Annotated in this window: 14 protein-coding genes; 4 read left to right on the top strand and 10 right to left on the bottom strand. The window is 48.6% G+C overall.

The genetic code is table 11. The annotated features are described in order from the left end of the window. Positions 1-13: 13 nt before the first annotated feature. Positions 14-349 carry a hypothetical protein gene (locus tag L9P36_RS04790; protein ID WP_237465380.1) on the bottom strand — a complete coding sequence of 112 codons (336 nt, stop codon included), beginning with the start codon at positions 347-349 and terminating at the stop codon, positions 14-16. 164 nt (positions 350-513) lie between these two features. Continuing rightward, positions 514-3,414, bottom strand: coding sequence for a TMAO reductase system sensor histidine kinase/response regulator TorS (gene torS / locus L9P36_RS04785; RefSeq protein ID WP_237465378.1), 2,901 nt, complete (start codon positions 3,412-3,414; stop codon positions 514-516). 49 nt (positions 3,415-3,463) lie between these two features. On the opposite strand from torS, the gene torT reads away from it, so the two are divergent. Both torT and L9P36_RS04775 read left to right on the top strand, forming a co-directional pair. After that, positions 3,464-4,618 carry a TMAO reductase system periplasmic protein TorT gene (torT, locus tag L9P36_RS04780; RefSeq protein WP_237465376.1) on the top strand — a complete coding sequence of 385 codons (1,155 nt, stop codon included), beginning with the start codon at positions 3,464-3,466 and terminating at the stop codon, positions 4,616-4,618. Between the two features lie 9 nt (positions 4,619-4,627). Further along, the gene (locus L9P36_RS04775; protein WP_237465374.1) at positions 4,628-5,086 is read left to right on the top strand and encodes a methylglyoxal synthase; all 459 of its coding nucleotides are present in this window, start codon (positions 4,628-4,630) and stop codon (positions 5,084-5,086) included. Positions 5,087-5,282: 196 nt separating this feature from the next. On the opposite strand, the gene L9P36_RS04770 is transcribed toward L9P36_RS04775, so the two are convergent. The 3 genes from L9P36_RS04770 to L9P36_RS04760 form a co-directional block, all read right to left on the bottom strand. Further along, positions 5,283-6,671: an SLC13 family permease gene (locus L9P36_RS04770; protein WP_237465371.1), complete on the bottom strand. Its 1,389-nt coding sequence runs from the start codon at positions 6,669-6,671 to the stop codon at positions 5,283-5,285. A 96-nt stretch (positions 6,672-6,767) separates the two neighbouring features. Beyond that, positions 6,768-7,418: a thiopurine S-methyltransferase gene (locus L9P36_RS04765; protein ID WP_237465369.1), complete on the bottom strand. Its 651-nt coding sequence runs from the start codon at positions 7,416-7,418 to the stop codon at positions 6,768-6,770. A gap of 7 nt (positions 7,419-7,425) precedes the next feature. Next, positions 7,426-8,028 carry a TfoX/Sxy family DNA transformation protein gene (locus tag L9P36_RS04760; protein ID WP_237465367.1) on the bottom strand — a complete coding sequence of 201 codons (603 nt, stop codon included), beginning with the start codon at positions 8,026-8,028 and terminating at the stop codon, positions 7,426-7,428. Positions 8,029-8,299: 271 nt separating this feature from the next. On the opposite strand from L9P36_RS04760, the gene L9P36_RS04755 reads away from it, so the two are divergent. Then, a complete protein-coding gene (locus tag L9P36_RS04755; RefSeq protein WP_237465365.1) occupies positions 8,300-8,677 on the top strand; it encodes a hypothetical protein in 378 nt (125 codons plus the stop codon). Positions 8,678-8,829: 152 nt separating this feature from the next. Here L9P36_RS04755 and serS read toward each other — a convergent pair whose 3' ends face one another. The 5 genes from serS to lrp all read right to left on the bottom strand — a co-directional run bounded on the left by serS (position 8,830) and on the right by lrp (position 15,795). Beyond that, positions 8,830-10,119 (bottom strand): serine--tRNA ligase, encoded by a 1,290-nt coding sequence (gene serS / locus L9P36_RS04750; RefSeq protein WP_237465363.1) that lies wholly within the window; start codon positions 10,117-10,119, stop codon positions 8,830-8,832. A 114-nt stretch (positions 10,120-10,233) separates the two neighbouring features. Further along, positions 10,234-11,571, bottom strand: coding sequence for a replication-associated recombination protein A (locus L9P36_RS04745; RefSeq protein ID WP_237465361.1), 1,338 nt, complete (start codon positions 11,569-11,571; stop codon positions 10,234-10,236). A 6-nt stretch (positions 11,572-11,577) separates the two neighbouring features. Then, on the bottom strand, positions 11,578-12,189 hold the full coding sequence (gene lolA, locus L9P36_RS04740; RefSeq protein WP_237467860.1) for an outer membrane lipoprotein periplasmic chaperone LolA: 612 nt from the start codon (positions 12,187-12,189) through the stop codon (positions 11,578-11,580). Positions 12,190-12,283: 94 nt separating this feature from the next. Beyond that, the gene (locus tag L9P36_RS04735; RefSeq protein WP_237465360.1) at positions 12,284-15,112 is read right to left on the bottom strand and encodes a DNA translocase FtsK; all 2,829 of its coding nucleotides are present in this window, start codon (positions 15,110-15,112) and stop codon (positions 12,284-12,286) included. Positions 15,113-15,300: 188 nt separating this feature from the next. Further along, positions 15,301-15,795 (bottom strand): leucine-responsive transcriptional regulator Lrp, encoded by a 495-nt coding sequence (lrp, locus tag L9P36_RS04730; protein ID WP_237465357.1) that lies wholly within the window; start codon positions 15,793-15,795, stop codon positions 15,301-15,303. 394 nt (positions 15,796-16,189) lie between these two features. Between lrp and trxB the strand changes: the two genes are divergently transcribed. Further along, a complete protein-coding gene (gene trxB / locus L9P36_RS04725; protein WP_237465355.1) occupies positions 16,190-17,149 on the top strand; it encodes a thioredoxin-disulfide reductase in 960 nt (319 codons plus the stop codon). The last annotated feature ends 75 nt before the right edge of the window (positions 17,150-17,224 follow it).

The raw sequence follows: 17,224 nt of genomic DNA, 5'->3' as shown, positions 1-17,224 counted from the left end.
GTGGGCTTTTTTTTTACTTCGCCATATGCTGGCGGCTAACCTGATGCAAGTAAAAGGCGTCATCCTCTTGGCATAAGCGCAACAAAGCTTGCTTGGCCATGGCCAAGCAACTGCAATTGAGCTCTTGTGCTTCTTCGACCGGTCGATAACGCATCTCCGTGCAACTCACCAATAGAAAATGATCGTCCATTGGGTGAATCGCACGATACACCATCGCCTGACCGTAAAAATGACGTTGTACTACTATCACCGCCGATGCCAGATGTTGCAAACTGGCTTTTGCATAGGACAAAGAGTCAGGTGGCACAGCACGCCAACCTTCAGGGGCCCAATCTAACAGCGGCTCCATGACCTTCTCCTTTAATTTTCCTGAAATCAGTGTAAATCAATTTGTTGCACAAGAATGCTAAGGCAGGTCAATTTCACTATAAAAGATAAGGTTAATCCTTGAGTTTGAGTGGTAAATCAATCTTTCCACCGCGCGAGCGCGCAGATCATCGGCGATAAACCCACTCATCCCCCATTTTTTTCTGCAATAAATGCCTGCATCTGATCCAAAGATTGAGTACGCAGCTGCAGTAATTGCGCCATCACATCGGTATCAAACATCGCGGCTTCATGCTCATAGTAAGCACAGCACTGCGCCAGAGATGCTAACCCTAAGCTAAATGCCGCACCTTTAAGCTGATGGCAATACTGACTGATCGTCGCCTGATCCTGTTGGTCCAATGCTTGTGCCAAATTAGCTAGGGTCTGTTCACTGCTTTGCTCAAATACAGTGACCAGATTTTCAATCACTGCCAGCCCGAGGATCGGCAAATCTTGCTCTAAAATCTCTCGCTCAAAAATCAAATGTGCATTAGCATCAAAGCCATGCTGTTGTGCCTGTGCGACCAGAGGCGCACCGTGATAACCACTGACCATTTGCAATAACGCCTGATGTAAACGCTCAAAACGCACGGGTTTGGGCACCACGGCGTCAAATCCGGCAGTATAGAAACGCGCCACCTCTTCATCATACACATGTGCTGAAACCGCAATGCTATAGAGCGACGGCTGAGTGTGCATCAACTCGCCGCGCAGTGTCACCCCATCGGTGTCAGGTAGATTGATATCCAGCAACGCTAAGTCAAATGATTGCTGCGCAGCAAGATGCAAAGCCGTTGCGCCATCTTCGGCCATCACATAGTGGCAGCCTAAACGCTCTAAATAGCCCTCAATCACTAAGCGATTGACCGCGTTATCCTCCACGACCAGCACTTGCAGTGAAGTTAAACGGCCAGAAAGCTCTGGTGCTGTTTGACTCACCATCGGTGTAATTTGCTCAGGTGCTTGTGCTGGCTCAAGTGGCAAGTACAGAGAAAAGCTTGAGCCTTGAAAACGCTGACTCTGCACAGCGATATGCCCGCCCATGGCACCGACAATTCGCGCAGCGATGGCAAGACCTAGACCAGTGCCACCGGTGGTTTGTCGGCCGCTATCGGTTTGATAAAATGGCTGAAAAAGCTGAGCTTGCTGGACATCGTCGATACCAACCCCAGTATCCTTAACCGCAAAGCACAACATACCTTCGTGCTCGTGAACCAGCACCTGGACTTGGCCTTGCTCTGTATATTTGATGGCATTGCTTACTAAGTTATTGAGCACTTGACGAATACGCATCATATCGCCGAGCCAATAATCGCAAAGCGCTGCATCACAGTGATAAGCGAGCTGTAATCCCTTCTCCTGTGCCCGTGGCATAAACAGCGTGATCACATCATCAAGCAGATGTGCTAATGAAAATGGGCTTGGATGAATATCCAAATGACCAGATTCAATCTTGGAAAAATCAAGAATATCGGTCACCAACTCAAGTAAGGTCTCGCCACTTTTTCGAATCACGCTGACGTAGTTTTTCTGCTTTTCACTGAGCTCATCATTATCAAGCAATGCAGCGATCCCCAATACTCCATTCAGTGGCGTGCGGATTTCATGGCTCATGGTGGCCAAAAAGGCAGATTTTGCCTGATTGGCCTGCTCTGCCGCTTTGGTGGCGATGGTTTTTTCATCCACTTCTTGAGCCAGCTGGGCATTGGCAAGACGCAGGGCTTCTGTGCGCTCAGCAATGGTTGCTTCGAGGCTCGCTTGATGATTTTGTAGCGCTTCACGTGCGCGTTTTTCACCTGCGGCATACTGCGCTTTGGCTTTGGCCGTATCTCGCGCCACAATAATCGCGCGCTCCATCGCCGCCAGCTCATCATCACCTTCGGCTTTGAGATGGATAGACAGCTCACCATCGGCAATCGATGTTAGGGCGCGCTGCGCTCGTGAAATTCGGCGAATAATGCGCGCATACACGTATTGCCACATCACCCAAATCACCACCAACACACCCAGCACACTCAAAGCAATCAAGGTGGCTTGCGTGCGCGTGATGGTTTTCGCCACTTGCTCCAACGCAAAAGTCGTGCCTGCATTGGCTGCGGTGCTGAGCTCAGCAACCTGATCTGACAAAGTATGAAAGTGCACAACCGCTTGCTGACTCAGCTTTTCAATCTCTTGCTCATGACGATACATTGCACGTCGCTGATCAAACAGTGAGTTAAATTGCGCCAACTGCTCAATACGAGAAGAGAGCTGCTTGGCATAGTTCGGGTCTTCAATGGACACCAAGCGCAGTTTTAATTTATCGACATTATTTTGATACTGCTTGGCCAGCGCATCGATACGGTTTTCACTCAAGTTGGGCTGGCGCACCTCATCGAGCAAGCTGATGGAGACCGCAATCAAATAGCGCATGTTAAGCAGCCTGGCATTGACGTCTAAATCCACTTCAATCAATCGGTCAAGTGCGCTCAAGGTTTGCTGTGTATTTCCACGATGCACCAAGTCATAGAGCTGAGTAAAATTGGCCATGGCCACAGCATCTGCGTTACTCACCTGCGCCTGAACCAAGCCTTCCATTTGCCGTAATATACGCTGCTGGGCGGCAATGGCATTGTTGACCATACGCTGGCGCTGAAGACGCAGCGCGACTTCATCATTGAGCGTGTTCATTTGCTTTCGCACCTGCTCGTGCGTTTGCTCAATTTGCGTTAAAAGACCACGGGAAAATGGATAAGCCTGAAGACTGGCAAGGGTCAGCTCATTTTGGCCAAACAAACGCGTGAGGGTTTGTTGATGTTGATTGAGTGCTTTGGTGTCATTGGTTTGGCTCAGCGCCTGCGCTGTCATAATAATGCGCGCCGTTTGCTCGGCGAGCGCGCGGCTGTGATTGAGTGCCGGCAGCGCTGAGTCCACCACGGCATGTTGCGTTTTCGCGACCAAGGACAAACCGGCAATACCAATCCCCGCAGCGATTCCCACCAACAGCGCAATCCCTGAAAACGCTGCCAGTAGTTTCTGGCCTATGGTCTTAAACTTAAATCTCATCAATTTCCTGCTATCATGGTTTTTTAACAGCCCTTTAGAAATGCTCACAGTGCAACATCGTCAGCTATATTCAGGCGGCTTTATCGCCTTATCTTACCAACTTTTTATCTCGCTGCTGATTTTGTTCAGTGCACTTGGTTATTCTGCAAACAGCCTAGCGCAACCACTGCACCAACAACTCGCACCTGTTGATTTACAGCTACAACGCACCAAGGCCAATCCTGCACTGATTCACCAGCAATACACTTGGCTTGCTCACGCGAAACGCCCATGGAAAATCTGCGCCTTACTGCCCCACCTCAAGGATGCTTACTGGATCTCAGTGAACTATGGCTTGGTGAATCAAGCCAAGCGCCTAGGCGTTCATCTAACCATCTATGATGCTGGCGGTTATTTGGCCCTTGCTGAGCAAAAAAGTCAGATGCAGCACTGCTATCTCAGCGGCGCGGATGCCATTATTTTAGGCAGTGTCAGCCCAACTGGCTATGCCCATGATCTGGATATTTTGACCCATCAAACCCCAGTATTTGCCACGGTTAACGCACTATCCCAGCAAACTCAGCAGCAAAATAATCTAAAGGGCATGGTCGGTGTAGACTGGTATCAAATGGGATTTCAAGCGGGTCATTATCTGGCGAAAAAGCATCCCAAAGGCAGTGGGCTTACGCAAATTGCATGGCTACCAGGCCCCCTTCAGCGTGGTGGGACCGATCCCACCACCCAAGGTTTTTTGGCGGCTATTGCCGATTCAGATATTCAAATTACGCAAAGACTCTGGGCTGATAACGGCAAAGAGGAGCAGCGCGACTTGGTCTACCGACTGCTCAGTCAAAGCCCGCCAGATTATATTGTCGGCGGCGCAGTGGCCATTGACGTGGCGATCAATGTCCTACAACAACCCAGATTTAAACATCTCAAAATTGGCCTGATCTCAACTTACTTTACCCATGGGATCTATCGCGGTTTACTTCGTGGCCGCGTATTGTTCTCACCCACAGACCAAATGGTGCTGCAAGGCCGCCTCTCTTTAGATCAAACGGTTCGCTATTTAGAGCAGCGAGATCCCGTTTATCGTTTGATACCCGACATTATTGGTCTTGATAAAGCTGCGTTGAGTCAAGAAACTGTTGAGCGCTCATTGTCACCAGCACAATTTCGCCCTATTTATGTGCAATCACCGCCATCATCGGCAGCGCACAACTAAGGAGTCACAATGGAAAGAACCACCCGTATTATGGCGGCACGTAAAAATATCGCCTTGGTGGCCCACGATCACTGTAAACAAGATCTATTGCGTTGGGTCAAAGAGCATCAAGCGCAACTTGAAGCGCATAATTTATACGCCACAGGCACCACTGGTTTTCAGCTCAGTCAAGCCACTGGCCTAGATATCACAAGCCTCGTTAGCGGCCCAATGGGCGGCGATCAGCAGCTTGGTGCGCTGATCTGTGAAGGGAAAATCGATATGATGATTTTCTTCTGGGATCCCCTCAACGCCGTACCACATGACCCAGACGTGAAAGCCTTGCTACGCATCTCTGCTGTTTGGAATATTCCCGTGGCCACCAACCGCGCCAGTGCGAATTTTATGATGAGCTCACCTTTTGTTGACCAAGATACCGTGATTGAGATTCCTGACTACGATCGCTATCTTGCTGAGCGCACCCAGTAATGTCGCAGCGATAAAGGATGTGATTGTTTGCGCGATGAATCAAACCTTGTATCAAGCAAGGTATTGAACCATCAAACTCAAAATAAAGCGCAAACAAATAGCAAAAAGCCGCAGCAATCGCTGCGGCTTTTTCATGGTATTTTCTTTCACCGTTTATCTATCAACGTATTTACTACAGTGTTCTCACGCCTTGATACTAAAGCCAGAAAAGATAAGCCACCATGGCCAGTAGCGCGATACACACAAGGTTAAGTACCAACCCCACACGCATCATTTCGTGCTGCGCAATATGGCCGGATGCAAAAACAATGGCATTGGGCGGCGTCGCTACAGGCAACATAAAAGCGCAAGATGCGGCAACGGCTATCATCACAGAGAGAAGAACCGGCGATAAACCAAAGGCCTGCGCCACACTCGCAAAAACAGGGATCAGCAATGCAGCGCTGGCGGTATTGGAGGCAAACTCAGTTAAAAACACCACAAAGGCTGCCACCATCAAAATAATCCACAACACGCCAAACTCTGCAATCAGCCCACTTAAACTATTAGCTAGAAAAACACTAGTTCCCGTCGCTTTCAGCACATTACTTAAACAAATCCCACCACCAAAGAGCAGTAATACCCCCCAGTCAGCGGTTTTTTCCACATCCTTCCAATGCACTACGCGCGCAAAATTCACCAGCACAATGGCCAGTAAGGCCACCAAGCTATCAAATTTCGAATACCCCCCCAGCATGGCATTGATCGGTTTACTAAAGATCCACAAAGTCACCACTAAGGAGAAAATCGCCAGTGTCACCACCTTCCCCTTGTCCCAATCCACGGGTTCATATTGAATTTCAAATTCACCTTTAAGATCAGGTTTAAGCAAAACGTAGAGCAGCGCAATTGCCACGGGTAGCAATAACACAGCGACAGGCAAACCATAGTGCATCCACTGCGTAAAGGTCAGCCCGACTTCTGCGGCTGCAATGGCATTGGGTGGACTGCCGACAATAGTAGCAATGCCGCCAATACTGGCGCTATAGGCAATCCCCAGTAGCACAAAGACATAGGTGCGATGGCCACTTTCTTCGTTCACTTTCGCCAAAATACCCAGCACCAAAGGCAACATCATGGCCACCGTTGCCGTATTGCTGATCCACATCGACAGTAACGCCGTCGCACCGAAAAGCATCAATACGGCAGTGGCCATTTTCCCTCGCGCCATCACAATGATCTTATCGGCAATCACTTGATCCAATTTTTGCTGTCGCATGGCTGCTGCCATAGCAAAACCGCCCAAAAAGAGAAAAATAATGGGATTGGCGAAATTACTCAGCGCGGTTTGGGTCGGAAAGACATCAAAGATCACCGCGATCAGCGGCACTAATAAGGCAGTTACAGTGACATGTAGGGCTTCAGTCAGCCATAAAATGGCGATAAAACTCAAAACACAGAGGCCCAAGGTCACGGGCTGTTCATAGGGTAAGGTGTAATACAGGACGGCAAAGAGCACCACGTCGAGTAAAATAATGATGCTATTGCGATGGAAAAACCACTCCCGCGTATTGTGCGGGAGGGGCACAGTATCATTTCGATTCATAGGCTGGCTTCCTTGTGCATTGCCCTATTTCTGGGCATTGTCTCAAATGTAGCACAGCATCATTTTACATTTCGTTAACCCACTCGAAACACAAGGTTAATTTGCAGCACGTTCGATCAGCCACACATCTTCATGAAAATAACTCACACCTTGCTGTCGGCGAGGATGCTCAAGCGTTGCCTCCTCACGACCGAGATGGCGAATCTGAAAACCTGCAAAAAGCTCGGCGAGCTCAGCTTCAGTCACTCGATATGGCGGCGATTGCAACTCATCAGCTGGAAAGGACACCGTCATCAACATCATTTTGCCATGCTCAGACAACATACTGATCAAGCGCTTTGCATATTGAACGCGCAGTGCGGGCGGTAGTGCAATCAGCGCGGCGCGATCATAAATCGCATCAATACGATCAATCTGCTGCTCAAAAAGATCACCGCACAAGATGGTGATCTCATCAAATGTATACTGCTTGGTACCATTTTGATGACGATGAACCGTGGGAATTAATAAGTTCTCAGCAAAGAAAGCATTGACCGCTATTTCGCTAATTTCAATACCGATAATGCGCTGGTGATGCTGCGCAAGCCAAAGCATGTCCTGCGATTTTCCACACAATGGTACAAGCACGCGCGCGTTGGGATGGATCGCCAACTTGGCCCAATATTGGGCCAAGAGCGGATGGGTCTCTGGTCGATGAAATTGCGTTTGATTGGTCAACCAAACGGTATGCCAGAAGTCATAATTCATAGGTGAGTTAGCTTGGGGTTGCCTCTAATTCTTGAAGTAAAGCATCTTTCACAGGCTTGGGCAATATCGCCGCATGACAGCCTTCTAACGCGCCAGCGATGGCCCACAGCAACTTCAAACTATGGATGTTACTGTTCACCTCACAAACCCGTCGATAAGCCTCAATGGCACCACAAGCTTTCAGATCTTCGTAAGAGTGAATACCCGCTTTTTTCAACATTCGCTCAGATGACACATCCAAATTGGGCAAATCTTTGAGTCGTTGCTGGCTCTCTTTTTGCTTATCTTCATGCTCTTGCATCGCCAATTCTATGGCTTCTTTGACGAGTGCTAGAAAAGCACTGGCAGGCTGTAGATATTGCTCTGGCACCAAGTAATAGCGCAATGCCACGGGCTTGCCGTTTTTCATATACACATATTGCTCAAGCCCCATGGCTAAAAAGTTCTTTTCCAACTCCATGGATGCGCGAAGATACACTTTGTCTGTGGCAATCAATGCAAACATAAAGCCTTCATGATAGAGGCCGTAACCACCAAACATGGATCGTGATTTAATCTCTCCCAGTTCTTCTAGAACTGACAGAATCTGTTCTAAATACCCTTTCTTCATACCAATTTCCTTTGGTTGGTCGCAAAGAACTCAGCTTCCCCGGCTGATTCATTTTTTATTATTGGTGCAATCAATTGCACTCATACTCGTTGTATGCCCAGTATTTTAGAATGATGGTGCGTAAAAAAATAGCGGGGACGGACACATATTCAACAGCACGGGCCGATGTTTCTCACAATTTTCATTCCGACTCAGTTGCAATAAAAATAAAAAAGGAATACTGTATGCGTATACAGGCTGTTTTTATTATCAGTTTTAAGCGAGATTTGACATGACTATTTCTTTTTATCAAAAACAACACGTTAGTCAAAATTCATGGTTTTCATCTTATCATGAACCCCAAGCTAAACTGGTCGAGCAACTTCCGCACTCACTTCAAATAAAATTGAATCAACAGCCTCGGTGGATCACAGTAATCTGTGACGAAAGAAAAAGAGCAGCCCAATTTATCAGGCACAGCAATCTCGACCTTAGCAAAACCCAGTTAGTCACCTGCCAAAATGCTGAGCATGCCTGCACGATGATTGAACAATTGGCAAGCTGTGGCCATCGCAGTGCGGTGATCTACCTTGGAGAGCAGCCACTTGATCTACCCGCACCTCACCACTTTGCGCTCTATCAAATTCAAAAAACCAACTGGCTACATTGAGTTTTGCAAGCAACAACCTTGTATTCCCCTGATAAGCGATAGCCAGAGGTCATCACAGGCACAAAAAAAGCACCCCTTAGGGTGCTTTTTAATGCGTGCTATCTATACCAAGGTCGATTCAGCAAGATAGATGCGCGAATCGATACAAATGGTTAAGCCATTTTGATCTCAGTCTGGCCGCCCATGTATGGACGAAGCACTTCAGGGATCACAATGCTACCATCTGCTTGTTGATAGTTTTCAAGGATCGCCACCAAAGTACGGCCCACAGCAAGACCTGAACCATTGAGAGTGTGTACCAATTCTGGCTTGTCGCCTTTACGACGGAAGCGCGCTTGCATGCGACGTGCTTGGAAATCCCACATGTTTGAACAAGATGAAATTTCACGATAAGTATTTTGCGCAGGCAACCATACTTCAAGATCGTAGGTTTTGCTGGAGCCAAAGCCCATATCGCCGGTGCATAGCAGCACTTTTCGGTATGGCAACTCAAGTAGCTGAAGCACTTTTTCAGCTTGACCAGTTAGCTCTTCAAGCGCAGCCATAGAATCTTCAGGTTTGACGATTTGCACTAACTCAACTTTGTCAAACTGGTGCATACGAATCAAACCACGGGTATCGCGACCATAAGAGCCCGCTTCTGAGCGGAAACATGGGGTATGTGCAGTCATTTTCAGTGGCAATTCAGCCTCATCGACAATCACATCACGCATCATGTTGGTCAATGGTACTTCAGCAGTCGGAATCAAAGACATACCAATGCCTTCTTCCGTCGCTGGTTTGGTGTGGAATAGATCTTCACCAAATTTTGGCAGCTGACCTGTACCAAACAAGCTGTCTGCATTCACCAAATAAGGCACATACATCTCGGTGTAGCCATGCTGTTCACTATGAAGATCCAGCATAAATTGCGCCAATGCACGGTGCATACGAGCCATTTGGCCTTTCATCACGATAAAGCGTGAACCAGAAAGCTTCACTGCACTTGCAAAATCAAGACCGCCAGTTAGCTCGCCCAAATCAACGTGATCTTTCACATCAAAGTCAAACTGCTTTGGCTCGCCCCAACGCAACACTTCTTGGTTGTCGTTTTCGTCTTTACCGCTTGGTACTTCATCGGCAGGCAAGTTCGGGATCGCTGCAATGATGGTTTGCAACTCTTGTTGCAATTCATTCAATGCGTTTTTCGCTTGGTTCAGCTCATCACCTAGGTTGGCAACTTGATCCAAAAGCGGCTGAACATCCTCACCCTTCGCTTTGGCTTGACCAATGGATTTCGATCGAGCGTTACGTTCTGCTTGTAACTCTTCTGTACGAATTTGAAGTGCTTTACGTTTCTCTTCAAGGGAACGAAGCGCCTCAACGTCTAATTGAAATCCACGACGCGCCAATTTTTCAGCGGTGGCGTCTAGCTCGCCTCGCAATAGTTTGGGATCCAGCATGCTTTCCTAAGCCCGTTAAGTTGAAATAAAAACTGCCAAGGCAAAGCCCTGGCCAGTCGAAATAGGTAAAATTCACATTAAAAAATGCGACCTGCCAAAGATACCCAAGTTAGGCTACTTTTGGTAGCGCTTGTTTGGGCTTTTTGCATTGAGCCCATCAAGGTAGGCTAATTTTTCAGCGATTTGTGTTTCAAGACCTCGCGCAACCGGATGATAGTAGCGTTGATGAGCCAATTCAGCTGGGAAGTAACACTCCCCTGCTGCATATGCATTGGGTTCATCATGGGCATAGCGATATTCGGCGCCATAGCCCAGCTCTTTCATCAACTGGGTCGGAGCATTGCGCAGGTGGTGCGGCACTTCATAATCTGGATGTTGCAGCGCATCTTGCATCGCTTGCTTCCAAGCCGTATACACCGCATTACTTTTCGGTGCGCAGGCCAAATAAACAATCGCTTGTGCAATAGCGCGCTCGCCTTCCGCAGGACCGACACGAGTAAAACAATCCCAAGCTGCGATGGCCACTTGCATGCCGCGTGGATCGGCATTACCCACATCTTCAGAAGCAATCGCCAAAAGTCGACGCGCCACATAAAGCGGATCACCACCAGCGGTAATAATACGCGCATACCAATAGAGCGCAGCATCTGGATTAGAGCCCCGCACTGATTTGTGCAGCGCAGAAATTAAGTCGTACCAAAGATCGCCTTTGTTATCAAAGCGCGCCAGCTTTTCACCCGTGACTTGCGCCAACATAGCGCTATCAATCACTTGGCTATCATCCGCCACCATATCGCTCAGCATCTCAAGATAATTGAGCGCCATGCGCGCATCGCCAGAGACAAAGGCCGCCAGCTGCGTGAGCACACCATCGGCAAAATGAAGGTCACGTTCACCCAAGCCGCGCGACGTGTCTGACAAGGCTTGTTCAAGCACTGCCAGAATATCTTTTTGCTCTAAGGAGGTGAGCTTATATACCCGCGCCCGTGAGAGCAGCGCGTTATTGAGCTCAAAAGATGGATTTTCTGTGGTCGCGCCAATAAAGGTGACAGTGCCATCTTCGATATGGGGCAAAAAGGCATCTTGCTGGCTTTTGTTAAAGCGATGCACCTCATCCACAAACAAGATGGTGCGATGGCCCGCAAGCTTATTGTCGCGCGCCTTTTCAACAGCGGCGCGAATCTCTTTGACGCCAGAGGTCACCGCAGAGACACGTTCGACACGCGCATTGGCGTAGCTCGCGGCAATCTCAGCTAAGGTGGTTTTGCCTGTGCCTGGTGGGCCCCATAAAATCATCGAATGCAGGTGACCTGCAGCGATGGCTCGATGCAGTGGTTTATCCGCCGCTAACAGATGGTCTTGGCCGATATACTGCTCTAAACAAGTTGGCCGCATTCGTGCGGCCAATGGGCGAAAATCTGCTTCGCCAAAATCAAAACTTAAACTGTCCATTCAGTCTCACTGACGTTGGTCGTCAAGCTCAACGCCTTCAGGTACGGTAAATTGGAACTGGCTCGCCGCCGGCATGGTGGCTTGAAAATGGTTAAAGGTAAATTTGCTCAGCTGACCATCTTGCTCAGTCATCGCAAGCCCTTTGACCTGACCTTTATCATTCACAGTGACAGTAAAGGTTCCTTGGTTACTTTGCGCCACTTTTGGCGTCAAGGTAAAGGTATCACCCTTTTGCGTCACACTGTAATTTTGCCAATCAGCTGGGTTATTTTGCGTAATCAGCACTAGTGGCGTTTGTTCAGTGGCATCTTTAAGCCACATCGCAGTTACTTGCTCAACAAATGGATTGAAATACCACAGGGTTTGGCCATCAGAAACCAGAAGATTTTCATCCGGCGTGAGGGTATGCCAACGGAAAAAACTTGGACGCTTTAACCATGCTTTGCCCTGCCCTTTCATCACCACTTCCCCTTCAGGACTGGTAACCACCTGGTCAAAATTTGCGGTAAATGCATCCGTTTGATTTAAGCGCGCAATTAAAGCATCGCGCTCAGTATCACCGGCAAAGGCTTGACTCAAAGGCAACAGGGCCAAAGCCCCAATCATCAATTTTTTCATCATCATACTCGTTCCTGCTGGGTCTTTATCAGACCATGACGACGCCATTGCGTTCCGTCGATTTCCTATTTGATGGTTTGTATCGCTTATCTCATTAATCGCGTGGCGGCGTGGGCGCTAATACTTCACGGTTACCATTCACCCCTGGCGGGCTGACGATACCATGAGCCTCCAGCTGCTCCACAATACGCGATGCACGGTTATAGCCAATGCGGAATTTACGCTGAACGCCAGAAACAGAACCACGACGTGTTTCTGCGACAAAAGCAGCCACTTGATCGAACAGTGGATCCAACTCATCTTCGCCACCTGATTCACCCGGCAATAAGCTTTCAGCACCCTGATCACCTGACAAAATAGCGTCGATATATTGCGGTTTACCACGAGCTTTCCAATCGTTAACCACATTATGCACTTCATGGTCGTCAACAAAGGCGCCATGCACGCGCACCGTGTGTCCCGAGCCAGGTGGAAGATACAACATATCACCCATGCCCAGTAGCGATTCTGCGCCGCCTTGATCAAGGACTGTACGCGAGTCAATTTTAGTGGAAACGGTAAAGGCGATACGCGATGGAATATTGGCTTTAATCAAACCGGTGATCACATCCACCGATGGACGCTGGGTCGCGAGCACCAAGTGAATACCGGCAGCACGTGCTTTTTGCGCCAAACGGGCAATCAGCTCTTCTACCTTCTTGCCCACCACCATCATCAGATCGGCAAATTCATCAACGATGACCACGATAAACGGCAGTTTTTCCAGCATTGGCGCGGTTTTATCCATGCTATCGCCCGGTTGCCATAGTGGGTCTGGAATTGGATGACCCGCCGCCGCCGCCTCTTTGAGCTTGGTATTAAAACCTTTGATATTACGCACGCCCAAGGCCGACATCAGCTTATAGCGGCGCTCCATCTCACCCACACACCAACGCAGTGCATTACCGGCATCTTTCATGTCAGTAACCACTTCAGTGAGTAGGTGTGGAATGCCTTCGTAAACCGAAAGCTCCAGCATTTTCGGGTCGATCATAATAAAGCGCACATCTTCGGGTGTCGCTTTATAGAGCATACTGAGGATCATCACGTTGACGCCCACAGATTTACCCGAACCCGTGGTACCCGCCACTAGCAAGTGTGGCATTTTGGCCAAATCAGCCACCACAGACTCACCCGCGATATCTTTACCAAGCACTACAGCTAGCGGTGACTCTGCTTTTTCAAAGCGCTCAGAGCCAACTACTTCTGATAGATAAACCGTTTCACGATGCACATTCGGCAGCTCAATGCCCACATAGGGCTTACCCGGAATCACTTCCACCACGCGCACGGCCATGGCAGACAAAGAGCGCGCCAAATCTCGCGACAAGTTGGAGATTCGACTGGCTTTCACGCCCGGCGCCAAATCCAATTCAAAACGGGTGATCACAGGTCCTGGATAGACCCCCACCACTTCGGCGGAAATCTTATAATCAGCCAACTTGGCTTCCACCAAGCGCGCCGTTTGCTCCAAATCTTCACGGCTAATTGGACGCACAGATTTATCGGGGCGATCCAGCAAATCAAGCGTTGGTAGCGGCGTGGTTGGCTTAGGTAAATTGGGCTCAGATTTCATCAAAAACGGATGCTGCTCTGCCGCCATGTGTTGCTGCGCCGCTGGAATTGGATCAGGCGCTGTCACCTTGGTGGTATCGACGGTTTCAGGATCCACTTGCCATGGTAAATCTGTTGGCATTGATGGCGCAGGCTCTGCTGCGACACTTTGCGTAGGCTGTTCTAAAGCAGCCGCATCGTTTTGCTCAGACCATGACGATGCGCTCGCAGCGACACTATTCGCAACCGACGTTTGCGACTCTGCTTTAGTATCAGTTTCAACTTCAGCCGTAGCTTGGGCTGACGCAGTGGACATCTCAGGTATAACAGCCTCGGACACAACCGTATCATCACGCTGCGCAACCATCGGCGCCATCTCATGCGGCTCTGTTTGCGGCCAAGAGATCACCGGCTCTCTGCGCGTTTCAGCCGATGCTTCAGGCTCGGGTTGATAATGCGGCGCATCATCATAGGCAGGGAAAATGCGATTAGGCGTCGCGACAGCTGTTTCAGCGGCAGATGTGTATTCAGTAGCCGGTGCAATTTCAGCTGATACTGATTGGTGCTGATTGACCACAGGCAGCACCTGAGATGCAGCTGCTACATCCGCACGATTCACCGATGTATGGCGCGATGCTTGCTGCGCTGCGGCTAGCGCTTCAAAGTCGGTCAGTTGCATAGATTGAGACGCAGCAAAATCGGAATCTTGCGTATCACGAGCAACGCTTTTCTCCGTAATGGTTTGATCGCCGCGTACTAAATTAACCAGCCAAGCTGCTAAATTGAGCACGCCACTGCCAACGCGATCAACCAGCGTCAACCAAGAGATGCCACTAAACAGAGTAAAACCTGCGGCCCAGCAAAAGAGCAGCACCAACACAGTGCCAAGCTGATTAAACAGCGGCAACATCAAGCTGCTCAGAACATCACCGACCACACCGCCAGATGAGAAATGGCTAAAATCATCAAAATTCAAATCCGCCAAGCCACAGCTAGTAAGCACCAAAAGCACCACACCAATCACTTTGGTGCCCAGCACTACAAAATCAATGCGCTCACTGGGATCGCGACGCTTAAAGGCAATCCACAATGCCAAGGCGATCAAAAACGGCATTGGATAGGCTAAAGAGCCGAATATAAAGAAGAAGCTATCGGCAAAGAAAGCGCCAGTGGCCCCCATCAAATTATGGACAGGGCCATGCCAGCCCGTTTGTGACCAAGATGGGTCTGCCGGATCAAAGCTCAATAGTGCGATCATCACATAGATAGCAGCGAGCCACCCAAGAATCAGCACACTTTCATAAATTCGTTGTAAACCAGTTAATCGCATAGGCCTGCAGATGAAATTGATGACGTGTTCACCACATCACGAATGAATTGGAATGTCGCCGCACACTATAGCACGGCTAAGTGGCTAACAGGCAAGACAAGACGAGCGGCATCATGCCGCTCGTCTTGTTTGTGAAGTGCATCCAAAGGGTGAAATCACACCTTTGCAATGATCAAATTCAGGTTCACTTAACGTGTTTTGATCACCAAGTGATTTGACTGTTTCACTTCTTCCATCACCACGTAAGTTCGCGTGTCATTCACACCTGGTAAACGAAGCAAGGTTTCGCCAAGCAACTTACGGTATGCAGACATGTCTGATACACGTGTTTTCAGCAAGTAGTCAAAATCACCAGAAACTAGATGACATTCTTGAATATCTTCTAGCTGTTGAACCGCCACATTAAACTCTTCAAAGACATCAGGCGTACCACGGTTAAGCGTGATCTCAACAAAAACCAACAGCGATGCATCAAGATATTGTGGATTCAGAAGCGCAGTATAGCCATTGATATAGCCTTGTCGCTCAAGACGACGTACACGCTCAAGACAAGGTGTTGGTGACAAACCAACACGTTTAGATAGTTCTACGTTGGAAATACGGCCATCTTTCTGCAATTCATTCAGAATATTGCGATCGATGCGGTCCAGCTCCTTGGACGGTTTTTTATTAGATTGTGCCATGTTCATACCACCTCATTACATCCTTGCAATCAAATGTGCTAAAAAACCAAACCTGTTTAGCACCAAATTCCATTAAAAGCAAATCATACCCAGTGAAGTAAGCCACTGTAAAGACTTTCGTTCACATTCCTTTGGGAATTTTTATGCTGTATTTCGAAATACATATTCACTTTGAGGCACAATACCTTACTCCTAGCGAGGGCGCAAGTCATTGCAAAGATAAAATGCCGTTTTTTTCGCCAAATGTAAAAGGAAAACTAGTTTTGCATTCAGATGGTTATAAATTAAAACCAAATATTCCAGTCACCATCACCGTATTGCTTTCCTTCACTTTTCATTTTCCATACAATCTTTGCACACCTATAAATCAAACATTGCCTTCCATGGAGTTGTCATGACAGCACGACACATCCCTCTACTTATTCTTGGCTCAGGCCCTGCAGGCTATACCGCAGCGGTCTATGCAGCGCGCGCCAATTTAAATCCGGTAATGATTACCGGGATGCAACAAGGCGGTCAATTGACCACCACCACAGAAGTGGAAAACTGGCCGGGCGATCCTGAAGGTCTCACTGGACCGGGTCTCATGGAGCGCATGAAAGCGCACGCTGAAAAATTCGAGACTGAAATCCTTTTTGATCACATTCACACCACGGATTTTAGCAAGCGTCCATTTACCCTAACTGGCGACAGTGGCACCTACACCTGCGATGCGCTCATCATCGCCACCGGTGCATCTGCACAATATCTCGGCCTACCATCTGAAGAAGCATTTAAAGGTCGCGGCGTTTCAGCTTGCGCCACTTGTGATGGCTTCTTCTATCGCAATCAAAAAGTTGCGGTGATCGGCGGCGGCAATACCGCAGTTGAAGAAGCGCTTTACCTTGCCAACATCGCCGCTGAAGTTCACTTGGTGCACCGCCGTGACAGCTTCCGCGCTGAGAAAATTTTGATTCAGCGCCTGATGGATAAAGTAGAAAGCGGCAATATCGTTTTGCACACGGATCGCGTTCTTGAAGAAGTACTTGGCGATGAAATGGGCGTCACGCAAATGCGTCTTGCCTCAACCCAAGGTGAAGCCGAAGAAATTATCGATGTGATGGGTGTTTTCGTCGCCATTGGTCATAAACCAAATACCGATATCTTCCAAGGCCAATTGGAGATGGAAAACGGCTACCTCAAAGTGCAATCTGGCCTGCATGGCAACGCCACACAAACCAATATTGCTGGTATTTTTGCAGCCGGTGACGTGATGGATCATACCTATCGTCAAGCAATCACCTCTGCAGGCACAGGCTGTATGGCTGCGCTGGATGCAGAGCGCTATTTGGATGCCCTAGCCGAACAAGCTTAATCCTCAGCAATCAGCGCGTTATCTACAAGTGTCAAGATAACAAAGCTGTTTCAAAAGGTATCAAATCTTATCGAA

This window comes from Vibrio stylophorae (assembly GCF_921293875.1).
GTDB lineage: Bacteria > Pseudomonadota > Gammaproteobacteria > Enterobacterales > Vibrionaceae > Vibrio_A > Vibrio_A stylophorae.
This window is presented reverse-complemented; position numbering and strand designations above follow the sequence as displayed.